The sequence below is a fragment of the Methanosarcina siciliae T4/M genome (assembly GCF_000970085.1).
In the GTDB taxonomy this organism is placed as follows: domain Archaea; phylum Halobacteriota; class Methanosarcinia; order Methanosarcinales; family Methanosarcinaceae; genus Methanosarcina; species Methanosarcina siciliae.
Window position 1 is genome coordinate 4486063 of record NZ_CP009506.1, and the last position, 25329, is coordinate 4511391.

9 protein-coding genes are annotated in these 25329 nt (G+C 45.9%); 7 read left to right on the top strand and 2 right to left on the bottom strand.

Translation table 11 applies throughout. From position 1 onward, the window contains the following. Positions 1-847 precede the first annotated feature (847 nt). The 7 genes from MSSIT_RS18900 (at position 848) to MSSIT_RS25410 (ending at position 22131) form a co-directional block, all read left to right on the top strand. Complete coding sequence (locus MSSIT_RS18900; protein ID WP_197080301.1) at positions 848-2164, top strand: outer membrane protein assembly factor BamB family protein; 1317 nt, start codon at positions 848-850, stop codon at positions 2162-2164. 58 nt (positions 2165-2222) lie between these two features. Then, positions 2223-7886, top strand: coding sequence for an outer membrane protein assembly factor BamB family protein (locus MSSIT_RS18905; RefSeq protein ID WP_048173996.1), 5664 nt, complete (start codon positions 2223-2225; stop codon positions 7884-7886). An 8-nt stretch (positions 7887-7894) separates the two neighbouring features. Continuing rightward, complete coding sequence (locus MSSIT_RS18910; protein ID WP_048173997.1) at positions 7895-8155, top strand: hypothetical protein; 261 nt, start codon at positions 7895-7897, stop codon at positions 8153-8155. Positions 8156-8924: 769 nt separating this feature from the next. Next, on the top strand, positions 8925-10814 hold the full coding sequence (locus tag MSSIT_RS18920) for an outer membrane protein assembly factor BamB family protein (RefSeq protein ID WP_048173999.1): 1890 nt from the start codon (positions 8925-8927) through the stop codon (positions 10812-10814). Positions 10815-11185: 371 nt separating this feature from the next. Beyond that, on the top strand, positions 11186-14974 hold the full coding sequence (locus MSSIT_RS18925; RefSeq protein WP_048174000.1) for a PKD domain-containing protein: 3789 nt from the start codon (positions 11186-11188) through the stop codon (positions 14972-14974). A 1197-nt stretch (positions 14975-16171) separates the two neighbouring features. Next, entirely contained in the window at positions 16172-17863 is a 1692-nt protein-coding gene (locus MSSIT_RS18930; protein ID WP_052721724.1) for an outer membrane protein assembly factor BamB family protein, read from the top strand. Between the two features lie 320 nt (positions 17864-18183). Next, positions 18184-22131, top strand: coding sequence for a PKD domain-containing protein (locus MSSIT_RS25410; protein ID WP_052721725.1), 3948 nt, complete (start codon positions 18184-18186; stop codon positions 22129-22131). 435 nt (positions 22132-22566) lie between these two features. On the opposite strand, the gene MSSIT_RS18940 is transcribed toward MSSIT_RS25410, so the two are convergent. Next, positions 22567-23682, bottom strand: coding sequence for a PGF-pre-PGF domain-containing protein (locus tag MSSIT_RS18940; RefSeq protein WP_048174001.1), 1116 nt, complete (start codon positions 23680-23682; stop codon positions 22567-22569). 142 nt (positions 23683-23824) lie between these two features. Continuing rightward, positions 23825-25315, bottom strand: coding sequence for a PQQ-binding-like beta-propeller repeat protein (locus tag MSSIT_RS18945; RefSeq protein WP_048174002.1), 1491 nt, complete (start codon positions 25313-25315; stop codon positions 23825-23827). Positions 25316-25329: the final 14 nt, after the last annotated feature.

Sequence of the window (25329 nt, forward strand, 5' to 3'; positions counted from 1 at the left end):
CGGATAAACTTTTAAAACCCCAGTTGTTCTGACACTTCAAAAAGGTCCGAAACCTTATCCTCACTGCAATATAGAATTTGAAATGCAGACAGACTCTTTCGCTCAGACCAACCGACAAACCCCTATAAAAACACAGGAGGTCTTCAAAAAGATCAGAAACTGAGCACTTATTTTTCTTTACACGGTTCTATGCCTGAATTTAGTCCTGAATTCCGGAAAGTCAGGCATGTCTTTCAGCAAAAATCTAGATGAATATATTAGATAGGACTTACGACTTGAAATGCAAAATCAGGCACAAGCAAATTCGCCAATATTATTTGAGTTTATACAGTTAAGTCTTTCTCACTCGTGCTTTTTAATTCAATTGCGTAAGTCCTATTAGACTTTGGCAGTATCGTGAATTTACTGAAATTTAAAGTCAATTTTTTGGACACGGTATGTAGAACTAATCTACGGGTTTTGAATTTTTGGCTTAAAAACATCTTAAAATTTGTAATTATTTAGAAAAATTGGTACACTGCCAGACTTTTGTTTGAAGACTATATTTTGAATTTTTAATTAGAGCCGTGTTTTTCAGATTCGGCATTTTTTGGATTTTGAAATGCTGTAATCTTCCACCTGGTCGCCGGAAGCACCCGAAAATGGATTTCAAAACCAGCTGACCTCTAAAATCCAGATGAATAAAAAAGAAAAACAAAATTCGCCGGGTCCTGCTCTCTTCAAAAGGCCGAAAAATCCTCAACTAAAAAATCCTCTTTCGATAAAAATAACTTTTCAAATTTTCAGAGGATCACGCATTTCCGCGCAGGCCGGTCGAATCTTTATGAAAAATAGGAGAAACGAAAATATGAATAAATACACACTGAAAATATTCATGATTTGTCTAACCTTGCTCCTGGTGGCGGCTGCTCAGCCGGCGCTGGGCTCGGAATGGGCACAGTTCCAGAATGATAAAAATAATAGTGGGGTTACAGCCGATGCGGCACCTATTGACCCACGATATCTCGCCAACTGGTCAGTTGATATCAATGCGCCACTTGATGCCGCTCCGGTGACAGGAGATGGAAAGGTTTATGAAGTCGCCGCAAGCGGGGATGTCTCCGCTTATTACCTGAACAACAGGACACTAGCCTGGAAGAACGATGATATTCAAGGAACCGGGGGCTTTGAACTTTCAACTCCAGCTTACAACGATGGGACGCTTTACGTGGCACTCTCAAGAGGGAATGCAAGCACGCATACTGAGATCCATGCCCTTTACACCTGTAATGGTTCCGTAAAATGGTCAAACACCAGTCTCGGGACCTACCAGACAAATACCCCAATAACATATTCCAATGACAGGATCTTCTTCGGAACCGCCAACGTGGATACTATCTCCACTACTAACGCAGGTGACTACTATTGCTTCAATGCAAGTACAGGTCAATTTATATGGAAGCGGAGCAGCGAGACCTCTTCAGGTTATTACTGGGCAGGAGCAGCTGTTGCAGGCAACTATGCGATCTACGGTGATGACGCCGGCCATATAGTTTCCGTGGAGTGGAACAACGTAACAAACGGAGAAGTCTGGAAACAAGATGATGTAAACGTTTCTGGCTTATACGGTGTCAGTGGTAAAATCAGGTCTTCCATCTGCTACTCCGAGGAAGAAGGCCGCATCTACTTCGCAACAAGATCAGGAAGCCATACCTGTTATGTTGGCTTTAACGCAACCACAGGTAACTTCGTTCCCGATGATAAAGATTACAACAATATAGGCTACACCTCCACCCCGGTAGTCTATAACGGAAGAGTATATGTCGGAGCCGGAGGCTGGGCGCAAGGAGCCAAACTCTACTGTCTGGACGCCGACACCCTGAATGAAAACTGGAACTACACGGGCTCCACAGGTGGAATACAGGGTTCTCCCGCAATTTCCACATATTATGATGGTGCTAATGGGGGACAAAGTGGAGATGTTTATGTTTATTTCACCAATAACGGTCCAGCCGGTAGCTTGTACTGTCTGAAAGATACGCCCTCAACAACATCTATGGATGAAGCTCTGTGGATCTTTACACCTGAAGACGCGACATACACATTGCAGGGTCCTGCAATTTTAAATGGTTCTGTGTTTTATGGAAATGACAATGGCTATTTGTATGAAGTATATACTGCATAAATTTCCAGGGGTTGTATTTACTTAATACTCCCTCCTTTTATTTTTTGAGGTATACACTATGAATTCTACAAAATACCTTCTGCTTCTTGTTTTTGCAAGCTTTCTGCTCATTATGCCAGCATCCGCAACGACATATGATCTCTACCCGGATGATGAGCCTGGAACGGCTCAAGATATCCTGCAGAATCAGGCCCAGTCTGGAGACATCCTCTTTTTCCACGGGGGAACGTATACAAAAGAAGGTCTTGGTTTAACGTTTACACCCATTTTAAAGAACGGGATTACCCTGAAAGGAGATGAGTCTTCTACAACAATTTTTGATAGAGATCAAAAATTAACATTTGAGTGCTCTGGACTTGTCTTGGATAATATTAAAATTATTCCTCATCCTTACAAATATCAACCAGATATAGTTCTGAGTTATGCTACTGACTGCATCATTAAAAACTGTGAATTGAGCGGGAAGCCAGCGTTTTATTTTGTTGAATTTGAGAAGGGTAGTTCAAACAATACTTTAATATTCAACCAGATAAGGGATAATCAAAATATATATAGTGGAGTAGACTTCTATAACGCAGGCACTGACAACAGGCTTTACCTAAACAATTTTGTGAATAATACAAATGATGTCAGTGTATACAAAATGTCCAATCCCGTTTACTGGAATTCTGCCGAACCCCTTACGTATACTTACAACGGCAAGACCTTTACAGGTTACATGGGAAATTACTGGGACAAATACACAGGCGTTGATGCCAATGGAGACGGGATCGGGGATACTCCCTATGACCTCGGTGATTGCGGCCAGGACGACTATCCTCTCATGGCTCCTTTTGAAAATTATACAATAACCGAATCTCCCTCTGAACTCTATTTTGAACCTTCGGATACCGTGATGGCAGGCCCTGGAGATACTGCCGAAATGGAACTTCTTGCTGACAAACTGCCCGAAGGTTTCTCTACTTACGTACTGAATATAAGTGTAACCGATCCCGAGATCGCCCGGATTTCGGGAGTTTCCTTCCCTGCATGGGCGGACACAACCAGTTCAACTGAAACCCCGGCAGCGTCTGTGGAGATCAAAGCTTCCGATCTTAACCAGCAGGTAGAAGCCGGGGCTTCGAACGTGACCCTTGCAACTGTAGGCCTCGAAGCCCTGGGCTACGGGACTGCGAATATTACAGTAAGCGTGGAGAGTTTTAAAGATGACTCTGAAAACTCCGTGGTACTCAGAACCATGGAGGCAGGCCTCAAAATCCCTGATTCCGAATGGCTCCAGTTCCAGAAAGACAGCTCCAACACCGGGTACGGCTTCAGTTCTGCCCCGACCCTGGACCCGGAAGTCCTCTGGCAGAACCTTACTTCTTCGGAGCAGGAACCCTGCGGAAGCGGAGGCATCAATGTCCCGCCAGTGATTTCAGGAAATACTGTTTTCGTAACTGCCGGAAATGCCTCGGTCTGGGCCTTTGATAAAGATACGGGAGACCTGATCTGGTCAAAAGAAATGGGAGGCAGTTTAACACAGACAGCAACTCCTGCCCTGGGAGACGGAAAACTCTTTATCCCGACCCTTGGAGGAGACCTCTACGCCCTTGATCCGGAAACCGGAAACGAGCTATGGAACACACACATAACCGACGGAAGCCTGGAGTGTCCCCTTACCTATTACGACCACAAGCTCTACATCGGAGACGGCCTTAAAGGAGGAAACGGAACCAAATACTACTACTGCTACGACGACAACGGTAGTTTCATCTGGAAACATGAAAATGAAAACAGTTCCGGCTTTATCTGGAGCGGCTCGGTAGTTGTCGGAAATTACCTGGTCTACCCTGTCTTCGAAGGCAAGATGGTCTGTCTCGAAAAAGACACCGGAACCTTTGTAGATGAGGTTGACTTCAGCAAGAGTTCGGATGTCTCCTTTGCACTTACCGACCCCGGGATGTTCAGAAGTTCCGTAACCTATGCTGACGGGGCCCTGTACACCTCTTCGGAAAGAGGACAGGAAACAGGATACTGCTTCAAAGTAGGATTCAACCCTGAAACAGGGCAGTTCCTGGACAGCGGATGGGCAGCTCCAATAGGGTTTTCAACCTCGACTCCTGTAGTGTATGATGGTAGGGTCTATGTAGGCCATGGAGAACACGGCGAGACCGGGTCAATGTTCTGCCTGAACGACTCAGATGGAACTGTAATCTGGGAGACTCCGATCAGCGGAGGAATAAAGTCTTCACCTGTTCTTTCTGTCGAAGATGGCAACCCGTACATCTACTTCACAGAAGCCATAGTTGACGGCTCGATTTACTGCCTGAACCCTGACGGGACCCTTGCCTGGCACTACAACCCCCCTGAGGATTCCGCATACACCCTGCAGGGTGCAGCTCTTTCCGACGGAAAGGTCTATTACGGGACAGATAATGGATATTTATACTGTATAGGGCAGGGAGAAGCCCTTCCCCCAACGGCAGACTTCAGTTCGGACAAACAGACAGGGTCTTTCCCTCTGACTGTTTCCTTCAAAGACATGTCCTTTAATGCAAACAAATTCCTCTGGGACTTCGGGGACGGAAACACTTCAACTGAGGTAAACCCGGTCCACACATATACTGCCGCTGGCAGCTACACCGTAACCCTTACCGTTGAAAACAACCATGGAGAGGACACCAAAGTTGTAGAAGATTACATTTACGCAGTCAAAGTTCCAACCATCTGGCCGGTTAAAAGCGGAGGGTCTATCCAGGCAGCTATTAATTCAGCCGATTCAGGAGACATCATCAAGGTCTATCCCGGGGAGTACCACGAAGTCCTGACCATCGACAAGAATCTGACCCTCAAAGGCATCAGGGATCCTGTCCTGAATGCTTCGGGTTTCACAGGCTCTTCAGGAATAACCATAAGCACTGACGATGTCGAGATCAGCGGCTTTGAAATTACAGGGACCGAAGAGATGTGCTTTGCAATTAACGTCAATGCAAAGAACGCACTGATAGAGGACAACCTTATAGATGACTGTGCCGAGGGGGTATGGTTACAGGGAACTGAAAACACTCTCCGGCAGAATAACATCTCTAACTGCTGGGACTTTGCAGCCGTGCTTGACGCTGCAGGAGGAAACCAGATCTACCAGAACACTTTCATCAACAACAATGGAGAATATGAAGGATCAAGCAGCCATATTTCAGGAGGTTCAGGTTCCTCCTTCCAGAGCCCCGAACCCGTAGAATACCTCTGGGAAGGAGAAAAACTGACCGGATACATGGGTAATTACTACGACGACTACACAGGAAATGACTCTGATGTAGACGGAATAGGGGATACGGCTTACGCTGCAGGTGCAGGAACGGATCAGTACCCGCTTGTGATGCCGTACTCAAATTATGTTGAAGAGCAGGAAAACAGCTCTATCCCTGAAGACTCCTGGTACCAGTTCCATGGAAAGATTGACCACCTTGGCTACTCCGAAAGCGGACCAAAAACAAACCGGACCGAGTGGATAAGTGAGGATATTGACGCTATCAGCAGTTCTTCTAGCGTAATTGCTGAAGGGAAAGTCTTTGTGATATGTGGTGGCTCAGGAATGGAGGACAGTACGGACAGCACTTCCCGGTTAGCGGCCCTGGACGAATTTACAGGGGAACTGGTATGGAACGCCACCATCCCGGCAACAGTATACGGTTCGTGGGCCTCCCCTGCTTACGATAACGGCATGGTATTTACAGCAACGGGACCGGAACTCGGATGTTACAATGCGGAAACAGGAGAGAAACTCTGGAGCTTTAACAACACGGTTGGAAGCAAGGGGGCGGTTAATAGTGGACCTGCTATCGCAGATGGTATGGTGGTCTTCAGCGACTGGGACGGAAGCCATTATTACTGTCTTGACGAGGACACAGGATACCTGCTCTGGAGTTTTGAAGCAGAAGGATATGTGCAGTCAGTACCGGCATACGAGGACGGAAAGTTCTACCTGGCAAGCTGGGAATATGGGGATTTAAATCAGGGACATGCTTACTGCGTGGATGCAATAACAGGGGATCCGATCTGGCATATCAATCTCGAACAGAACTTCTGCGGGTCTCCTGCCTACAGAGACGGCGTCCTCTACCTGACAACCTACAACTTCTACGGGACGAGTGACTTTCTTGCCCTGGACGCCACTGACGGCAGCGTAATCTGGCAGCAGACTATCGAAAGTACGGATTCAACTCCTGCTTTTGCCTATGGAAATGTCTACGTTTGCGGAGGCTGCGAAGGCTTTTCCAATGTGCAGACCTACTGTTTCAACGCAAGTACGGGAGAAAAAGTCTGGGAAACCCCTTCCCTGACAGGAGAGGAAGGAGGAATAGGAGGCTGGACATGTTCGGTTGCGGTAGCTGACGGGCTTGCCTACGTCGGAACCGAAGGCGGCGGATACTTCAGTTACAATGACCTCTATGCCCTGGACGCCTTTACGGGAGAAGTGGTCTGGCACATCCCCCATGCAGGATCAACCCCGGCACTTTCGGACGGTATGCTTTTCAGCATAGGAGCGGACCAGAAAGTCTATGCCTTCAAGGACTCGCTCTCTTCACCTGTTGCCAACTTCTCTGCAGACATAACATCAGGCAATGCACCGTTGACAGTCAACTTCACCGACCAGTCAACAGGCACTGTTTCGTCCTATTCGTGGGACTTTGATTCCGACGGCACGGTGGACTCAACTGAGCAGAACCCCTCGTATACATATACTTCAGCCGGTACTTACACTGTCAACCTTACGGTTGCAAATGCAAACGGGACCGATTCCGAGGTAAAAACTGATTACATCATGGTATCCGAACCATCTACGCCTACAGAACCCGTTGCTGCTTTTACTGCTGATGTAACTGGCGGGACTGCTCCTCTAACAGTTAACTTTACCGACCAGTCCACAGGTTCGCCTACTGCCTGGGCATGGGACTTTGACAACGACGGAAACGTGGACTCAAGCGAACAGAACCCGAGCTACACTTATAATGCAGCCGGAAATTACACCGTAAATCTGACTGTGGAAAATGCTGCTGGTTCTGACTTTGAGTTAAAATCGGATTACATAGAAGTTTCCGAAGCTTCCGGGTCAACCGTTACTCTCTATTTCGACCCTGAAAGTTTCTCAGTTTCAGAAAACGAATCTACTGAAATAAATCTCGTTGCAAGTAACTTCCCTGCAGGTCTTTCAGGCTATAACCTGACCGTTGCTATTGACGACCCGGCTGTTGTCGAGATCGTTGATATTGAGTACCCTTCCTGGGCTCTGATTACTGAGAACTCTACCCTGCCAGGGACTTCTATCTACCTGAAGGCTGTTGACGGGGAAGATACCGTGCAGGCAGGAGCAGCAGATGTTGTGCTTGCAACTCTCACTGTTTCTGGAAAGGAATCAGGGTCAGTGAACCTATCCATAGGAGTTGACCGTCTGGATGACGATTCAGGAGAAACTATAGAACCAGAGTTTTTAACCGGAAAAATTGAGGTGACCCTTCTCTCTCCCCTGCCTGATCAGGAATATGCCCCCAAGGACCTCGATGGAGACGGACTCTATGAAGACCTCACCGGAAACGGGGAGTTCAGTTTCGTAGACATAGTGGCGTACTTCCACAACATGGACTGGATAGAGGAAAACATGCCGGTTGAGTACTTCGACTTCAACGCAAACGGAAGAATAGACTTTGATGATGTAGTGGATATGTTTGCAATGATCTGAGGAAAGGAATGAAAAAACGAAGAAAAAAGGAAGGAAATAGAGAAATAGGAATTAAAGAAGGCAAAATAGAGAAAAGATTCTCATATCCAGCTGATTATGCTGGTTGTGGGAATAAAAAAAATAGACAATGGCCTCCTGGGAGGAGAAAGCCGAATAGCGCTGTTTTCCTCCTTTCTTTTTTTGAATTAAACTTCAGGACAAAAAATTCCACGATTTACATTAAAAGAAATAACAAGGGAATTGTTAGTCAAGAGGCTAAGAATAATTAGCCAAAGATTTTTATCTGTAGAAGTTAAAATAATCAATTAGTTCAATCAGATACAATTAGTTCAATCAATTATTTCAGGAAAGATCAAAATTTCCGCAGCATATGTTCCAGATAAACTTTTAAAACTCCAGTTGTTCTGACACTTCAAAAAGGTCCGAAACCTGATCTGACTGCAGTATGGAATTCGGAATGCAGACAGACTCTTCCGCTCAGACCAACCGGCAACCCTATGAAAATACAGGAGGTTTTCAAAAAGATAAGAAATTGAACGCACTTATTTTTCTTTACACAGCTCTAGCCTGAATTTTTTCCTGGATTCCGAAAAGTCAGGCATGTCCTTCAGCAAAAATTTTGATAAGTAACATAAAAATTTTACCTGAAGAGTATGCTAGATTTTTAATTGGGGCTGTGTTTTCAAATCAGTACTTTTTCCGGATTTTGAATGCTGTTATCTTCTGTTTGATCACCGGAATATTGAAGCCAAATACTTCAAAACCGGCTGATCCTGAAAGCCGGCTGATCCTGAAAGCCGGCTGATCCTGAAAGCCGGCTGATCCTGAAAGCTCAAAAATCCGTGAGAATAAAAAGCAGAAAAACAAAATCCAATCGCGCTTTGCTTCCCCCAAAGGTCCGAAAAATCCTTAAACCAAAAAAAATCCCCCGTCCGACCAAACTATCTCTTGAAGCATCGGGAGACAGGACATTTCCGCGCAGGCAGGCTGAGCCCCTTTGAACTTTGAAACCCTATGAAAAATAGGAGAAATGGAAATATGAAATGTATGAAAGTATTAATGGTTTGTTTGACCTTGCTCCTGGTAGTGGCTTCTCAGCCGGTGCTGGGTTCGGACTGGCCACAGTTCCAGAAAGACAAAGTACATAGTGGAGTTACAGGCGACAGCGCTTCGATAGCCGACCCTAACTCGACTATATCCTGGCAATATGATCACCCTGTTCCTTCCGAAGGAATGAGCGGGATTGACGAGAGTCCAGTTGTGTATAACGGCTCCGTATATGCCGTTATAGCGGGAGGCAGCCTTACCAAATACTCTCTGGATGGAACGGCAGCCGGAGGTAACTGGCCGGTTAGCTTTGTCAGCAACCCCGATGATCTTGATTTTCAGCTTGCTACACCGGCAGCAGGTAATGGGCATATTTTTGTGGTGGATACCGGATACAGCAGACCTTTAGATTATGACCTCTGTGCTATCGATGCAACTACCGGAAGTATATCCGGAAGGGTGCACGTAAATAACTCTACAGGCATTCAGTTTCTTACCCCAGTTACCTATGTAGAAGCCAGCAATGGGAGTAAATACGTTTTATTCGGTTCGGGGAACATGAGTGACTGGACAATGCATGAAGGAGAGTACTACTGTTACAATGTCACTGACCCCGCCAATATGGAGATGTGCTGGAATTATTCATCCCCAGCAGGGTATTACTGGGCAGGTGCGGCAGTCATCGGAGATTATGCGGTTTTTGGAGATGATGCCAGCAATCTTGTTTCGATAAACTATAAGACGGGCGCAACTGTCAATGTAATCGACGCTTCAACAGTTTATGGCTTTGATGTGGGAAAAATCCGCTCGTCTGTGACTTACAGCGATGATGGGACCGCGATTTTCGGCAATGAGACCGGAAGGGTCTATTTCACCTCCCAAGGAGGGTATTGCTATGCTCTTGGCTTTAATGAGAACAACGGTTCGTTCATCACAGCTGATAACTGGAGCACACCCTTCGTAAACAATACTACCTCCACTCCCGCATATTACAACGGCAGGATCTATGTAGGTAACTATACCACCAATTTCTCTATCCCTTATTATGATGGTAATCTCTGGTGCCTTAATGAGGACGATGGAACTGAGATCTGGAACGTTTCCGTAGGCCCTGTTCAGAGCTCTCCGGCGGTATCAACTTTCTATGGTCCGGGAAACGAGTATATCTATATCACCACAAACTCTCCGACCGGCGGTATCTACTGCGTGGATAGCGACGGAACTGAAGTCTGGAACGAAACTTCATCGGGAAGCAATCTTTTCAGTCTGGCTGGAGCAGCCATTTCAGGCGGGTGGGTTTTCTACGGAAATGACGATGGATATCTCCACGGTCTTGCCAACTATACCCGCTACGACTTTAACGGAAGTACGGATATGTGGGCTTACAAGTACCAGGTAGATACCAACCCACCCAATACTGCTACGGACCCGGCGATAGAGTTTTCGTCTGCCGAATACAATGCCATCAGGACGGATGACGATACTACTTACGCATCTAGCCAAACAACTACTGATAGTTATTATGCTGCGCATCGGTTCGTGTTTAAGATTGATGACAATGAGGAACCGTGGATCATATCCAACAATGGTTCTATCAATGTGGCTTGGAACGGTAAAGCGTATTATAGTGTTGGTGGTACAAACGGTGCCACGCTGTACATATGGAACGGCACGGCATACGAATCTCTAGATGACGACGCAAATGGTGTGAACGAATTTTCGTTGATCGGTGGAGTTACATCGAACATCGGCAACTACATTGATGGTTCAGGAAATGTGACCGTGCTGGTTGTACAGAAGGATGAACAATCAAGCACTCCACCGCCAGCAAAAGTATCACATATTAAGACAGATTATGTTAAACTGGTGGCAACACCATAACATAATCTTTTTTCTTTTTCCCCGACTTTCCGCAGGTGTGACAAGAAGCTATGGTGTGAATTGCAGAAACGCTACCTTTTCCATTTGAAGTAATCCTATTGTGACATGCATAAATGGTAACTTTTGTGTGGTGAAGTTGAATAAGCGAAATTGCCCAAAAGATCCCTTCTGGAAATATATCCTATATTCGACATATCGACATAATAATTTAAACATTTTTCTTGATTCTGTTTTTGAATTAATAATCTCTAACTGAAATCAGTTGATAACGTTTACATATACTTGAAATTTTGGCCATACCAGCAACCAATATGCTGGGACTCGTACCAAATTATATGATGCTAGAAGAAATAAAAGTGAGGAAGTAAGGTATGAAAAAAATGCATTATGTTTGTATGGTTGCACTGTTGAGCACAATGATGCTGGCGGTTGCACCGGCATCGGCGACGACCTGGGATGTAAGCACGGTTTCTGAATTGCAGAATGCAGCGGCAAATGCAGGTGAAGGTGACACAATTTTTGTGCATAATGGAAACTATACGCTTACAAGCACCCTTTATCTTTACAAGTCAAATATCACATTCACAGGAGAGAGCAAAGAAGGAGTAGTCCTCCTTAGAGACAATGATTTCATTACTATAGGTAGCAATGATGGACCAGCACCCGGATGCATAGTTGAGAATATGACCTTACTAGGCGATATAACATCTACTAGTGGTGTGTTTGGTATCAGTGTGCGTTCTCCTGACTGTACATTAAGAAACTTAATTTTACGCGATATTCGCGATTGTGCAGTTATATCCTCTAACTCCGAAGATTGTAGTAGCCTTATTATAAGCAACTGTACATTTGACAACTCCGGGACCGAAAATTTTGCAATCAGTATTCTAGCCACCAATTCGATCATCGAGAATAATGTTATAAAAAATAATCAGTATGCTTATGGCCCCCTTTGTGTTCAAGCTCAAAACGTAACGGTTTCAAACAACCTTTTCATGAATAATCCATATGCCTTTTATCTGGTTTACGCAGATAACTCATTAGTCTCTGGAAATAACATGGTTTCAAGTGGTAATATTCTCATATATGACCCCGGGGAGAATATCGTATGGCAGCTCAATAATTTCAACGAAAGTATTGTGTCAAACGAATGGGCCGGGCCATTGCCATCCGCAACTTACTGGAACTCCACCGAGCCAGTAGAGTACACCTACAACGGTGCGACCTACAACGGTTACCCGGGCAACTACTGGGGTGCTGCTTACACAGGCACCGACGCTGACGGCGATGGGATAGGGGATACGCCTTACGAAGTACCCGACAGCCTCGGCACTGACTATTCCCCACTAATATCTCCAAAAGAGAACTACGAGATCCTGGAACCCCCTGTCGTTAACTTCAATGCAGCCCCGCTTTCCGGAAATGTACCTCTCGCAGTCCGGTTCACGGACCAGTCCACAGGCAGTGGGATTTCAAGCTGGGCCTGGGACTTTGACGGGGACGGAAACGTGGACTCAACCGAGCAGAACCCGAGCCACACTTACAACAGCACAGGGGCTTACACCGTCAGCCTGTCGGTCACTGGCCAACTGGGTTCGGACAGCAAAACAAAGGTTGACTATATCACCGTAAGAGAACCGGCAGAGCCTCCCATCGCTGACTTCAGCGCAGACCCCCTTTCCGGACCTGTACCCCTGGAAGTCCGGTTCACTGACCTTTCCACAGGCGAAGGGATAGACAGCTGGAGCTGGGACTTTGATTCCGACGGGACTGTGGATTCCACAGAGCAGAACCCCACCTTTACTTACAGTGAAATCGGCAACTACACCGTAACCCTGACCGTTACCGGAACAGGCGGAAACGACAGCAAAGTAAAGACGTATTACATCGTAAGCGAAGAAGCCGAACCCGCGTTCCCGACTGCAGGCTTTTCGGCCAGCTCCAGAGACGGGGCAGTACCTTTCACGGTCAAATTCGCCGACAATTCAGAAAACACCACTGTCTGGGCCTGGGACTTTGACAACGACGGAAACGTGGACTCAACCGAGCAGAATCCGCTTTACACCTACTACACGGAAGGCGACTACACCGTCAAATTGACCGCAAGCAACGGAAACGGCAGTGATGTCCTGGAAATTCCGGACATGATCACGGTTGCTCCGGAAAAACCCGCACCTCCTGATGACTCCTGGTACCAGTTCCACGGAAAGGTTGACCATCTCGGTTACTCCGAAAACGGGCCCAAGACCAACCGGACCGAGTGGGTAAGTGAGGGTATTACTGATGTTATCGGCAGTTCTTCTCCTATTGTGGCTGAAGGGAAGATCTTTGTGATCTGCGGCGGAGCTGGAATGGAAGAAGAAACGACAGGCATCGTTCAGTTAGTAGCCCTGAACGAGTCTACCGGAGACATAACCTGGAATGTCAGTATCCCGGAAACCGTATACGGTTCGTGGGCTTCCCCTGCTTATGATGACGGTATGGTCTTTACGGCAACCGGCCCTGAACTTGGCTGTTACGACGCCGAAACAGGAGAAAAAATATGGTGCTTCAATGATACTGTGGGAACTCTGGGCGCGGTTAATGGCGGGCCTGCTATCGCGGACGGGATGGTGATCTTCAGTGACTGGGACGGGCACCATTATTACTGTCTTGACGAGTACACAGGATACCTGCTCTGGAGTTTTGTAGTGGTAGGAGACGCTCAGTCCGTACCTGCCTATGCAGACGGGAAGTTCTACCTGACAGGCTGGACTTACACGCAGGGGTATGCTTACTGCGTAGACGCGACAACCGGGGAACAGCTCTGGAACATTAATGTCGAACGCAGCTTCTGCGGGTCCCCTGCTTATAAAGACGGGGTCCTCTACCTGACAACCTACAACTTCTCTGGAGACGGTGATCTCTTTGCCCTGAACGCTACGGACGGGAGCATAATCTGGCAGCAGACCGTCCAGAGGACGGACTCTACCCCGGCTCTTGCTTATGGAAATGTTTATGTTAGCGGAGGATGCACTGGTTTTAGTGACAAGGAAACCTACTGTTTTAATGCGACTACGGGCGAACCTGTCTGGTCAATCCCCTCAATCGGAGACTGGACCTGGTCGGTAGCTGTCGCCGATGGGCTCGCTTATGTGGGAGGTTATGCTCTGGATGCCTTTACGGGGGATGTCGTCTGGAATTCTCCTTATGGCGGCGGTACTCCCGCACTTTCGGACGGTATGCTTTTCAGTATAGGGAGCAATAAGAAAGTCTATGCCTTCAAGGACTCACTCTCTTCACCTGTTGCCAACTTCTCTGCAGACATAACATCAGGCAATGCACCATTGACAGTCAACTTCACCGATCAGTCCGCAGGTTCCCCTACTTCGTGGCTCTGGGACTTAGGAGATGGAGAAAACTCAACTGAGCAGAACCCCTCGCATACCTATACTTCAGCCGGAAATTACACCGTAAACCTGACTGTGGAAAATGCCACTGGCATGGACTTCGAGTTAAAATCGGATTACATAGAAGTTTCCGAAGTTTCCGGATCAACTGTAACTCTTTATTTCGACCCTGAAAGTTTCTCAGTTTCAGAAAACGAATCTACTGAAATAAATCTCGTTGCCAGTAATTTCCCTGCAGGTCTTTCAGGCTACAACCTGACTGTTGCTATCGACGACCCGGATGTTGCCGAGATAGTCGATATCGAGTATCCCTCCTGGGCTCTGATTACTGAGAACTCTACCCTGCCAGGGACTTCTATCTACCTGAAGACTGTTGACGGGGAAGATACCGTGCAGGCAGGAGCAGCAGATGCTGTACTTGCAACTCTCACAGTTTCTGGAAAGGAGAAAGGATCTGCGAACCTATCTATAGAGGTTGACCGTCTGGATGACGATTCAGGAAACGTCATCGAGCCAGCTCTTTTTGCAGGAAAAATTGAAGTGACCCTTCTGTTTCCCCTACCTGATCAGGAATATGCCCCAAAAGACCTTGACGGCGACGGACTCTATGAAGACCTTACCGGGAACGGGGAGTTCAGTTTCGTAGATATAGTGGCTTACTTCCATAATATGGACTGGATAGAGGAAAATATGCCAGTGGAGTACTTCGACTTCAACGGAAACGGAAGGATAGACTTTGATGATGTAGTGGATATGTTTGCAATGATCTAAAAAAATGAAAAAATATGGAAAAAAGAATGAAGTAGAGAAAAGGAAATTAAAGAAGACAAAATAGAGAAAAACTTTCTCATATCCAGCTGATTATGCCGGTTCCAGGAACAAAAAAGGGACAATAACCTTCTGGGCGGAGGCAGTCGAATAGGGCTGTTTTCCTCCCTTCTTTTTTGAATTAAAATTCAAGATTTATATAAAAAAATTCAAATAGGAAGTTGTTATCCAAAGGGCCAATAATAATTAGCCAAAGATTTTTATCTGCAAAGGCAATATAATCAATTAGTTCAATCAGATACAATTAGTTCAATCAATTATTTCAGGAAAGATCAAAATTTCCGCAGCATATGTTCCGGATAAACTTTAAAAACTCCAGTTGTTCTGACACTTCAAAAAGGTCCGAAACCTGATCTTTCTGCAATATGGAATTCGAAATGCAGACAGACTCTTCCGCTCAGACCAACTGACAACCCTATGAGAATACAGGAGGTCTTCAAAAAGATAAGAAATTGAGTACTTATTTTTCTTTGTACGGTTCTATGCCTGAATTTATTCCTGAAACTGGAAAGTCAGGCACACTCTTCAGCAAAAATCTAGATGAATATATTAGATAGGACTTACGGCACTTGAAATAAAAAAAGCAGGCACATGCGGGCTTATCAACATTATTATAGTTTATACGGTTAAGTCTTTCTCGCTCGTGGTTTTAAATTCAATTGCGTAAGTCTTATTAGACTTTGGCAGTATCGCGAATTTGCTGTAATTTAAAGTCGATTTTTTGGACACGGTATGTAGAACTAATCTACGGGTCTTGAATTTTTGACTTAATGAAATTCTAAAATTTGTAATTATTTAGAAAAATTGGTACACTGCCAGACTTTTGTTTGAAGACTATATTTTGAATTTTTAATTAGAGCCGTGTTTTTCAGATTCGGCATTTTTTGGATTTTGAAATGCTGTAATCTTCCACCTGATCACCGGAAGCACCCGAAAATGGGCTTCAAAACCGGCTGACCTCTAAAATCCAGATGAATAAAAAAGAAAAACAAAATTCGCCGGATCCTGCTCTCTTCAAAAGGCCGAAAAATCCTCAACTAAAAAATCCTCTTTCGATAAAAATAACTTTTCAAATTTTCAGAGGATCACACATTTCCGCGCAGGCCGGTCGAATCTTTATGAAAAATAGGAGAAACGAAAATGAACAAATACACCCTGAAAATATTCATTATCTGTCTAACCTTGCTCCTGGTGGCGGCTGCTCAGCCGGCGCTGGGCTCGGGATGGGCACAGTTCCACATGAACGCTCAGCATACCGGATATTCGGACTCTACGGCTCCGGACACGAACTTTACAGCATGGATAAGTGAGGATATAGGTGCACAGCCGAGTTCATCTCTTGTAGTTGCTGATGGTCTGATCTATGTCAACTGTGGCAATGAAAATGTAACTGCCCTGAATATGTACACCGGGAAAAACGAAGGACTTAAAGTAAATGGGCCCGGTGATAACGGCCTTGATTCATGGGCATCTCCGTGTTACTACAACGGAAGCATATATCGCGCAAGAACGGACGCCTGTAACGGCGGTCCCATGGCAGCGGATGGAAAGATCTTCCAGAGCGACTGGGACGGTAATCATTATTATTGCTACAATGAAAGCGGTTATAACCATGGCGAAGATACCTCTAACGAATTCTGGAATTTTACGGTAAGCGGGTATGCACAGGGAACACCGGCCTATTATGACGGTGAGGTCTATCTGACGAGCTGGGGCTATGCCTATAACGGTTCAGGTAACGGCCATGTGTATTGTGTGTATGTGAACAATGGCACACAGAAATGGCATAAGGATATTCCGCTCGATTGCTGCGGCTCAGCGAGCCTTAACACCTCTAGCGGAATCCTTTACGTGACCACCTACAACTTCGGCAGCGACGGGGACCTTTATGCCCTGTACATGGACAATGGGACCGAGTACTGGAACAGGTCCATTATGAGGACGGATTCTACGCCTGCAATCGATGATAATGGATACATCTATGTTTGCGGAGGATGCCGCGGATACAGCGATATGATGACATACTGTTTCGCTCCGAACGGAACCAAGATGTGGAACACAACGGCTTCGGACCAGATCGGCGACTGGACCTGTTCGGTTGCTGTTGCAGATGGTAAGGTGTTCGTAGGAAAGCCCACTACCGAATGGGGACCATGGGGAGCACCGTATTACGCCATGGGATGTGACGGCACATACGCCCTGAACGCGTCCAACGGCAATATCATCTGGAGCTATGAAGGCGGAGGCTGCTCCCCTATCGTTGCAGACGGCATGATCTTCACCATCGGAGATGACGGCAAAGTATACGCCTTTGGGAAGAAGACGTACGACTTCACCGTTGGCGCCGGAACCGACCATTTTGCATATGAAGGAGAAGTCTCTTCTGTCAATCCAAGCAGTTCCACGGTTCCAAATGGAAATATAGCCGCCTATTCCAATATTGAAAGCGATAACGAAGTACGCGAAGTTTTCACAACGAGTAATACCGGAAAATATGCGGCGCAACGTTTCGTTTTCAGCATTGACAGCAACATGCAACAATGGATCGACACCATCAATGTAACATGGAACGGTAAGGCCTACCATGATTCTGCTGGCGACGGGGCCTACTTGTACATCTGGAATGGCACGGGATATGAGAATCTGGATGATAACAGTGTTGATACGGATGGTACCCTGACAGGAGAGGTGACATCCGGCATCAGCAACTACATCAATTCGGATAAAGTAACCGTGCTGATTGTGCAAAAGAATGCCCAGACTTCGGATCTCTTTAATACGTATCAATCACACATCGAAACAGATTATGTTAAACTGGTGGCAACACCATAACATAATCATTTTTTCTTTTTTAAGAGCGTGTCTTAAAATTAAATTTGATTATACAATTGGGATAGGACTCACATATTTGGACCAAAAACGGCAGCATTAAATCGTTATGTGCCTAAAGTGTAAATTTTAACCATGGTGCCTAATGCATTTGATTTTATGTGCCGTGCGAATAAGTCCGATGTAATTAATTTACAGTCTGAACTTCAGATCAACAACGCCTACTATCCAAATGTAGAACTGGTTTGAATTTAAAGACAGCCTCTTAGGCTTTCTAGAGACAACACATGTATCAAAATTAACAAGTCTAACTGGTGGTAGATATGGGAAAAATCTATTATTTTTGTATAGTTGCACTGTTAAGTGCAATGATAGCGATGCCTGTATCGGCGACGACATACTATGTTGACGACGACGGCGGCGCTGACTTCACAAGTATAAGTGACGCATTAAATGCCGCATCCTCGGGAGATACGATATATGTTTACAACGGGACATATGTAATAAGCGGCTCAGGCTCTGTAATGACGAACACTTATGTCACGTTGACAGGAGAAGGTGCGGATGTTGTATCATGGGATTTACTTGATACTGAGGGATTGATAATTGGGAGCAATAACGCTGGCGAGGAGGCGGATGGATGTATCGTTGAAGGTATTAAATTTGTCAACTCTGCTTGTGGAATAAGGTTAGGTACTTATGGCCCTGCTCCAGACAGCATCATCCGAAATTGTGTGTTTGAAGGGCTAACCGCATCCAATGGTGTTGAAATTGAAAGCGACAATGTAACCTTTGAGAACAATATTATTGCAAACGCAACCGGTGGAGGTTCCGGACTACGTGCTCAAACAGTAAATAACTGTAAATTGTTAAATAATACTTTCATAAATTCACCCGGTACATACGGATCTCTATATTTGCAAGGAGCCTATGGTCAAATAATAGGTAATACTTTCATAAACAATGACGCTACAGCAGTCATGTTAGTATTCCCGGAGTCCTGTATAGTTAGGGGGAATGATTTTACTTCAAACGGTGACGGGGTATCTATTGGAATATACGAGGGAGATAATAACAGCATATACCTGAACAATATAGGTGCAGGAAGTGCAAGCATGCCATTTGGTGGCTCAATTCCAACCAACACCTACTTCAACTCCACCGAACCCATAGAATACAACTACAACGGTGCAACCTACTCCGGTTACCTGGGCAACTTTTGGAGCTCTGCCTACACAGGCAGCGACGCTGACGGAAACGGAATCGGCAACACCCCATACACGATACCCGACGGCCTCGGCACTGACCACGCACCGCTGATGGCAGGCTACGAAAACTATCTGCACCCGAACGAACCACAGAATACACCTGTAGCTAACTTCAGTGCAGTCCCATTTTCAGGAAACGCACCTCTGGCAGTCCAGTTCACAGACCTTTCTACGGGTTCACCTACAGCCTGGGCCTGGGACTTTGACAACGACGGAAACGTGGACTCTACCGAGCAGAACCCGAGTTATACTTATAACGACGCAGGCAGCTACACTGTCAACCTCACCGTGACCAATGCAGACGGTAGTGACTCGGAAGTAAAGGACGCATATATTGTAGTTAGCGGACCGCTTCCTGAAGCTCCGGTTGCCAACTTCACTGCGACACCTACTGCTGGAAACGCCCCACTGACAGTGAACTTCACCGATGCATCAACCGGTACAGTCTCTTCCTATGCATGGGACTTTGAGAATGATGGAACTGTTGATAGTACTGAGCAAAACCCGGTCCATACCTATGTTGCCGAAGGAAACTATACCGTCAGCTTAACAGTTACCAGTACTGGCGGGAGCAATTCCGAGGTGAAGCCTGACTATATAACTGTATCTAAATCTTATATACCTGCAGAACCCGGGGAAGACTGGCCCTCTTTCCAGAAAGATCTCCACAATACCGGTCTGACATCCGATCGTGGTCCCATAACGGCCCCGGATGAAGAAGTCTCGTGGGACGTTTATACCCATGGCACAGGGATGGCGGGTATCGATACGGTGCCTGTGGTTGTGAACGGGTCCGTTTATGTGATCTCCACGGATGGGCATGTAAGGGCTATCAACCGAACCACGAGCGCTCTCAACTGGGAAACTCCCATACCCGATTGCTCCGGTTTCCAGCTGGGGAACCCTGCATACGGCAACGGGAAGATATTCGTGCCCACGGCAGATTCGAGGATCTTTGCCTTTGATGCCTGGACCGGAACTGAGCTCTGGAACGACTCTGTGGAAAGCAATAAACCTTCATCCAGCAGTCTCTATCACCAGCTGAACACACCCGTGGTCTACGACAACGGAAGGATATACTTCGGGCAGTGGATTCCTTCCAACTATGCCGGTAAGTACTACTGCTATACAGAAGACGGAACCGAAGTCTGGAACAGGGACTGTACCCATGGTAACAAGGGATACTACTGGGCAGGCGCAACCGTGGTAGGGGACTACCTGGTCTTCGGAGGCGATGATGGTTACCTGACCTCGCTCTATAAGGTTAACGGTACCCTCGTTGACGAGATAAATATTGGCGCAGGTGAGATCCGCTCCACCCTTGTTTATGATGAAGAAAGCAACCGCATCTTTACCTCCACCAAGAACGGATACTGCATCAGCATCGAAATGAGCCCTGAAGGCACCTTCAACAACTCTTCAAAAGTTCAAAGTGCCTCCTTTGGCGCCCAGTCCACATCCACACCCGTGATATACAACGGCAGAGTTTATCTCGGCTCAGGCAATTTCCAGGCTTCTTCTCCCTTCTTCTGTCTGAACAGCACAGATCTCTCCGTGATCTGGAGTTTCACAGGTACCACTGGAGGCGTCCAGTCCTCACCGGTCGTGTCCACAGCTTACGATGACGGGGACGGGGAAGTTTACATATACTTCACAACGAACGCCAAGTACGGACGGCTCTACTGCCTGAGGGACAATGCAACTAACACTAATATGACGTCCGAGGAATGGTATTTCCAACCGGAAGATTCAAAGAACCAGTACACTCTTCAGGGTGTGGCGCTTGTCGGGGGATGGCTGTACTACGGGAACGATAAAGGATACCTTTTCGGGCTGGCAGGAGTACAAAACGAGTCCGAAATTCCCGTTGCTGATTTCAATGCAGCTCCGCTTTCCGGAAACTCACCACTTACAGTCAATTTCACAGATGACTCTACAGGTTCCCCAACTTCCTGGTCCTGGGACTTCGGGGACGGTACCAACTCTACCGAGCAGAATCCCTCGCATACATATAATTCGACCGGTAACTACACAGTTAGCCTTACGGTTTCAAATGATGGAGGAAGCGATTCCGAGGTAAAGATCGATTATATCACCGTATCTTCTACACCTGTAGAACCGGAACTCGTTGCTGCTTTCACGGCTGACGTAACTGAAGGGACTGATCCTCTCACTGTGAATTTCACGGATCAGTCCACAGGTTCGCCTACTGCCTGGGAATGGGACTTCGGGGACGGAGCAAACTCAACTGAGCAGAACCCCTCTCACACATACGTTTCATCCGGAAATTACACCGTAAACCTGACTGTGGAAAATGCCGCTGGAACGGACTTTGAGTTAAAATCGGATTACATAGAAGTTTCCAAAGCTTCCGGGTCAACAGTTACTCTCTATTTCGACCCTGAAAGTTCCTCAGTTTCAGAAAACGAATCTACTGAAATAAATCTCGTTGCCAGCCTTTTCCCTGCAGGGTTCTCAGGCTACAACCTGACCGTTGCTCTCGACAACCCGGCTGTTGCCGAGATAGTTGATATCGAGTACCCTTCCTGGGCTTTGATTACTGAGAACTCTACCCTGCCTGGAACTTCTATCTACCTGAAGGCTGTTGATGGGAATAATACTGTTAAGGAAGGGGCAGCAGATGTTGTGCTTGCAACTCTCACGATTTCTGGAAAGGAATCAGGATCAGCGAACCTTTCTATAGGTGTTGACCGTCTGGATGACGATTCAGGAGAAACTATAGAGCCAGAGTTTTTAGCCGGAAAAATTGAAGTGACCCTTCTTTCTCCTCTGCCGGATCAGGAATATGCTCCAAAGGATCTTGACGGAGACGGACTCTATGAAGACCTCACCGGAAACGGAGAGTTCAGTTTCGTAGATATAGTGGCGTACTTCCACAACATGGACTGGATAGAGGAAAACATGCCAGTGGAGTACTTCGACTTCAACGGAAACGGAAGGATAGACTTTGATGATGTAGTGCGGATGTTTGGAATGATCTAAGAGAAGAAAAAAGATGACGGGAAAATGGAGAAAACTTCCCCATATTCCCTTCTATTCTCCCTTTTTTCCTTCTTGAGTCTCATGGAGCCAGAAAAGCTCTTCAGAAGTTTCCCTGAATATCATCATCTTTTCTGTGATTTCCCCTGAGATCTACCTTTCAGCCCTGGATTTCGTGAAACTGTACCCTGGAAAAACCAGTGAGCTCAGGGTTTCATCTCAAAAACATAGGGAACTGCGACGTAAATTTTACACCCATAGTGTGAATGTACGAAACAAAGAATATGGTAATTGAGGCTCTAATATGGACAGCAATCATAATACTAGAGGAATTGATCAAAAAAGAGTAAGAGGAAAAGGAATGGAATCCTTAACCTATGAAAATGTATTAAACTCTTACTCGAAACACTTACCGGAAATACTTTACTGAGACTTTCATCATAAAGATTTTCTCTTTACTATTATTACAGCAGAAATTATAATTCCCGCACCTGTGAGAATAGAGCAAAATCCAGGACTGGGTTCTGCATCATTTTCTCCTTCATTTTCACTTTCAACAGAATTCCTGGTCTCCATGTCTTGAATACCGGATTCTTCTTCATCTGCTTTGACTTCAGTTGAATATCCAGTTTTCTGTCCGGTTATGGCAAATGGAGAGAAACCGGGAGTTTTAGCCTCGAAATAGACATATTCGTCATCTTCATCCACTTTTTCAGCCGAAAGTGAATTCCATATATCATCAGCAAAGTGTTGGAAAGTGATTGAATCTATATCAATCTCATTTTCTGTCACCCAAGCTTTGCTTACCTTGAAACCAACGCTCGAATTTTCAATGTTTTCCGGGGTTGCAAAACCTTCGTTTCCTACCCAGATGTTCAGGTACCGGTAAATATTTCCTTCAGGTTCGGTTGGAGTTAGTGTCGATTTTTCTTTCAACTCTTCAACAATAGTGGTGATTTTCCCTGCACTCTTTTTGGCATCAAATTCTATATAAGTAACCGGAGTGGCGTTCTGCGGAAACTCAAATTTAATATGATTTCCGTTTGTAACAAACTGCTGGGAAATTTCCTTTACCCTAACGTTACTGGCGGGTTCGGGAGAACCCCCACCACCGCCAGAAGAACTGCTGGAAGAACTGCCGGAAGAACTGCCGGAATTGGAACTAACCACATCAACATGGACCGGGACCCGTATCCCGGTCATCACTTCAGTTCCGGAAGTAGGATAAACCAAAATTTTACAGTCCACATCAGTTTCGGCAGAAGAAGGCACAGTGAGTATTACTTTTACTTCTTTGTTTTCCCCGGCCTGGAGAGTAAAAGAAGAGGGAGATAGAGAGAACCAGCTCTCATATGTAGAGTCATCGATATTGATTTCATAACTTGCAGATTCACTGCCAGTATTAATCACGTATAACAATTGTTCTTCCTGAGCTCCGGGATTAAGCTCGAAACTCAGCTTTCCAGGGCTGACCCCTACTCCTACCTCTGCTGCAGATACAGCCTGGACCGATATGAGAAATATGGTCATAATTATTGCAATTTTTTTAAGCATATTATATACCTCAAAGTGTTTTTTATCTTAATACACAAAGAACTTTACAATAATTTGTAAATTAAAATAATGAAATCAGGAGGAACTTTGGGATATTTCATAACGTATTCCACACCTGAAATATGGATGAAAAGAACAGGTTTTATACCTCCTCCCCCCAGAAAATCAAACATTCTCCTGCTTGATCCAGCTCGCCTTCGTATCCGGCAGGCACATCAAGCACGAGTTCCACTTCTTCCGTGTTTAGGCTTGAGATCAGCTGTGAATATTGGTTCCAGAAATTGGACCCTAAGAAGAGCGAATCATTGTACAGCTGAGTGTTGCCTTCTTCAGGTTCGGCTGAAATGGTCACATTAGAGTTTCCGGCATTAGTGATATTCAGGTGTACGACGCTTCTCTCGCCAGAAGCCAGAGACCCAAAACCAAGGTCGGACATATTGCACTTGATAGAAACCGATGGCAAAACTTCTTCAGGGTCGGCAAAAGCATAGACCCTTCCGTCAGCTCCAATTGTGAAGAGTATCCCGTCGGAAATTGCAGGTGAAGCGCCCCCAGAGGGATAACTCCAGACTACATCCCCTGTATAAGCATCGAGAGCATATGTGCCAGCGTATCCGAAGTAATCATCTTCGGCGTATTTTCCTACAAAGATCATGCCGTCTGCAACAGCAACTGACGCAGTCCAGCCCCCTATCTTATCTTCCCCACACGTATTCCAGACCATTTCATGGGTTGTTGCGTTGAAACAGTAGGTTTCAATTGTGCTAATTCCGGGGCATCCACCTGATATGTAGACGTTACCGTAAGCAATAGCCGGGGTGGAAGAAACATCGGTGCTTGGAACGGTTTCACTCCAGAGGATTGAACCGTCTTCGGCGTCCAGTGCGTAAAGATTTCCGTCGTAAGTGGTTGCATAGACAACTCCCTCAGAAACTGCAGGAGACCCGCCTGCCTCATAAGGGAGCGTCTGGTTCCAGAGCTCGTCCCCATTCTCCGCATTGACGCAGTAAACGTGACCCGGAGAACTAAAGAGTGGTCCGCTTGTCAGGTAAACCTTTCCTTCGTAATAAGCTGGTGTGCCAATGGCAACACCGGTAACTGTAAAGTTCCAGAGTTCCTCTTCGGTTTCGGCATCCGTACAGTAATAATGGTGAGATTCGCCATCACTATCGAATACTTTCCCATCTGCAACCATTGGCCCACCGTTGAGAGCATCCGCCCGTCCATACCATATCTTTCCGTTGTCATAGCAAAGAGAAGACCAACAGGGTGTAACCGGACCTATTTCATCGGAAGAAATTATATTTCCCGTATATTCATCAATGGTCACTATCCTCAATTCCTCGGGAGTTGTTGACATCGAGTTGACTTGGTCTACTCCGCACTTGACAAAGACTTTCCCCTCAGCAATAACAGGCGAAGAGCTGGGAATTGCCCAGATAGGGTCACTTACCCAGAGCAGTTTTCCAGTATCAGGAGCTTCACCCGAGGAGAAACCGGTGTTTGCAACGTCTTTATGGAACTGGCTCCAGGTATCGGTATTGTTGGAAGCTATGGTTGTTGAGGAAAATAATAAAATGGACAGAAAAAGCAAAATAACCGGAATAAATTTTATTTTTACATTCAGATTCATATTTTAGCCTTCCC

Coding starts and splice junctions, on each gene's coding strand:
- MSSIT_RS18940 (WP_048174001.1), bottom strand. CDS start 23,682: ATGCTTAAAAAAATTGCAATAATTATGACCATATTTCTCATATCGGTC.
- MSSIT_RS18920 (WP_048173999.1), top strand. CDS start 8,925: ATGAAATGTATGAAAGTATTAATGGTTTGTTTGACCTTGCTCCTGGTA.
- MSSIT_RS18925 (WP_048174000.1), top strand. CDS start 11,186: ATGAAAAAAATGCATTATGTTTGTATGGTTGCACTGTTGAGCACAATG.
- MSSIT_RS18930 (WP_052721724.1), top strand. CDS start 16,172: ATGAACAAATACACCCTGAAAATATTCATTATCTGTCTAACCTTGCTC.
- MSSIT_RS18900 (WP_197080301.1), top strand. CDS start 848: ATGAATAAATACACACTGAAAATATTCATGATTTGTCTAACCTTGCTC.
- MSSIT_RS18905 (WP_048173996.1), top strand. CDS start 2,223: ATGAATTCTACAAAATACCTTCTGCTTCTTGTTTTTGCAAGCTTTCTG.
- MSSIT_RS25410 (WP_052721725.1), top strand. CDS start 18,184: ATGGGAAAAATCTATTATTTTTGTATAGTTGCACTGTTAAGTGCAATG.
- MSSIT_RS18910 (WP_048173997.1), top strand. CDS start 7,895: ATGAAAAAACGAAGAAAAAAGGAAGGAAATAGAGAAATAGGAATTAAA.
- MSSIT_RS18945 (WP_048174002.1), bottom strand. CDS start 25,315: ATGAATCTGAATGTAAAAATAAAATTTATTCCGGTTATTTTGCTTTTT.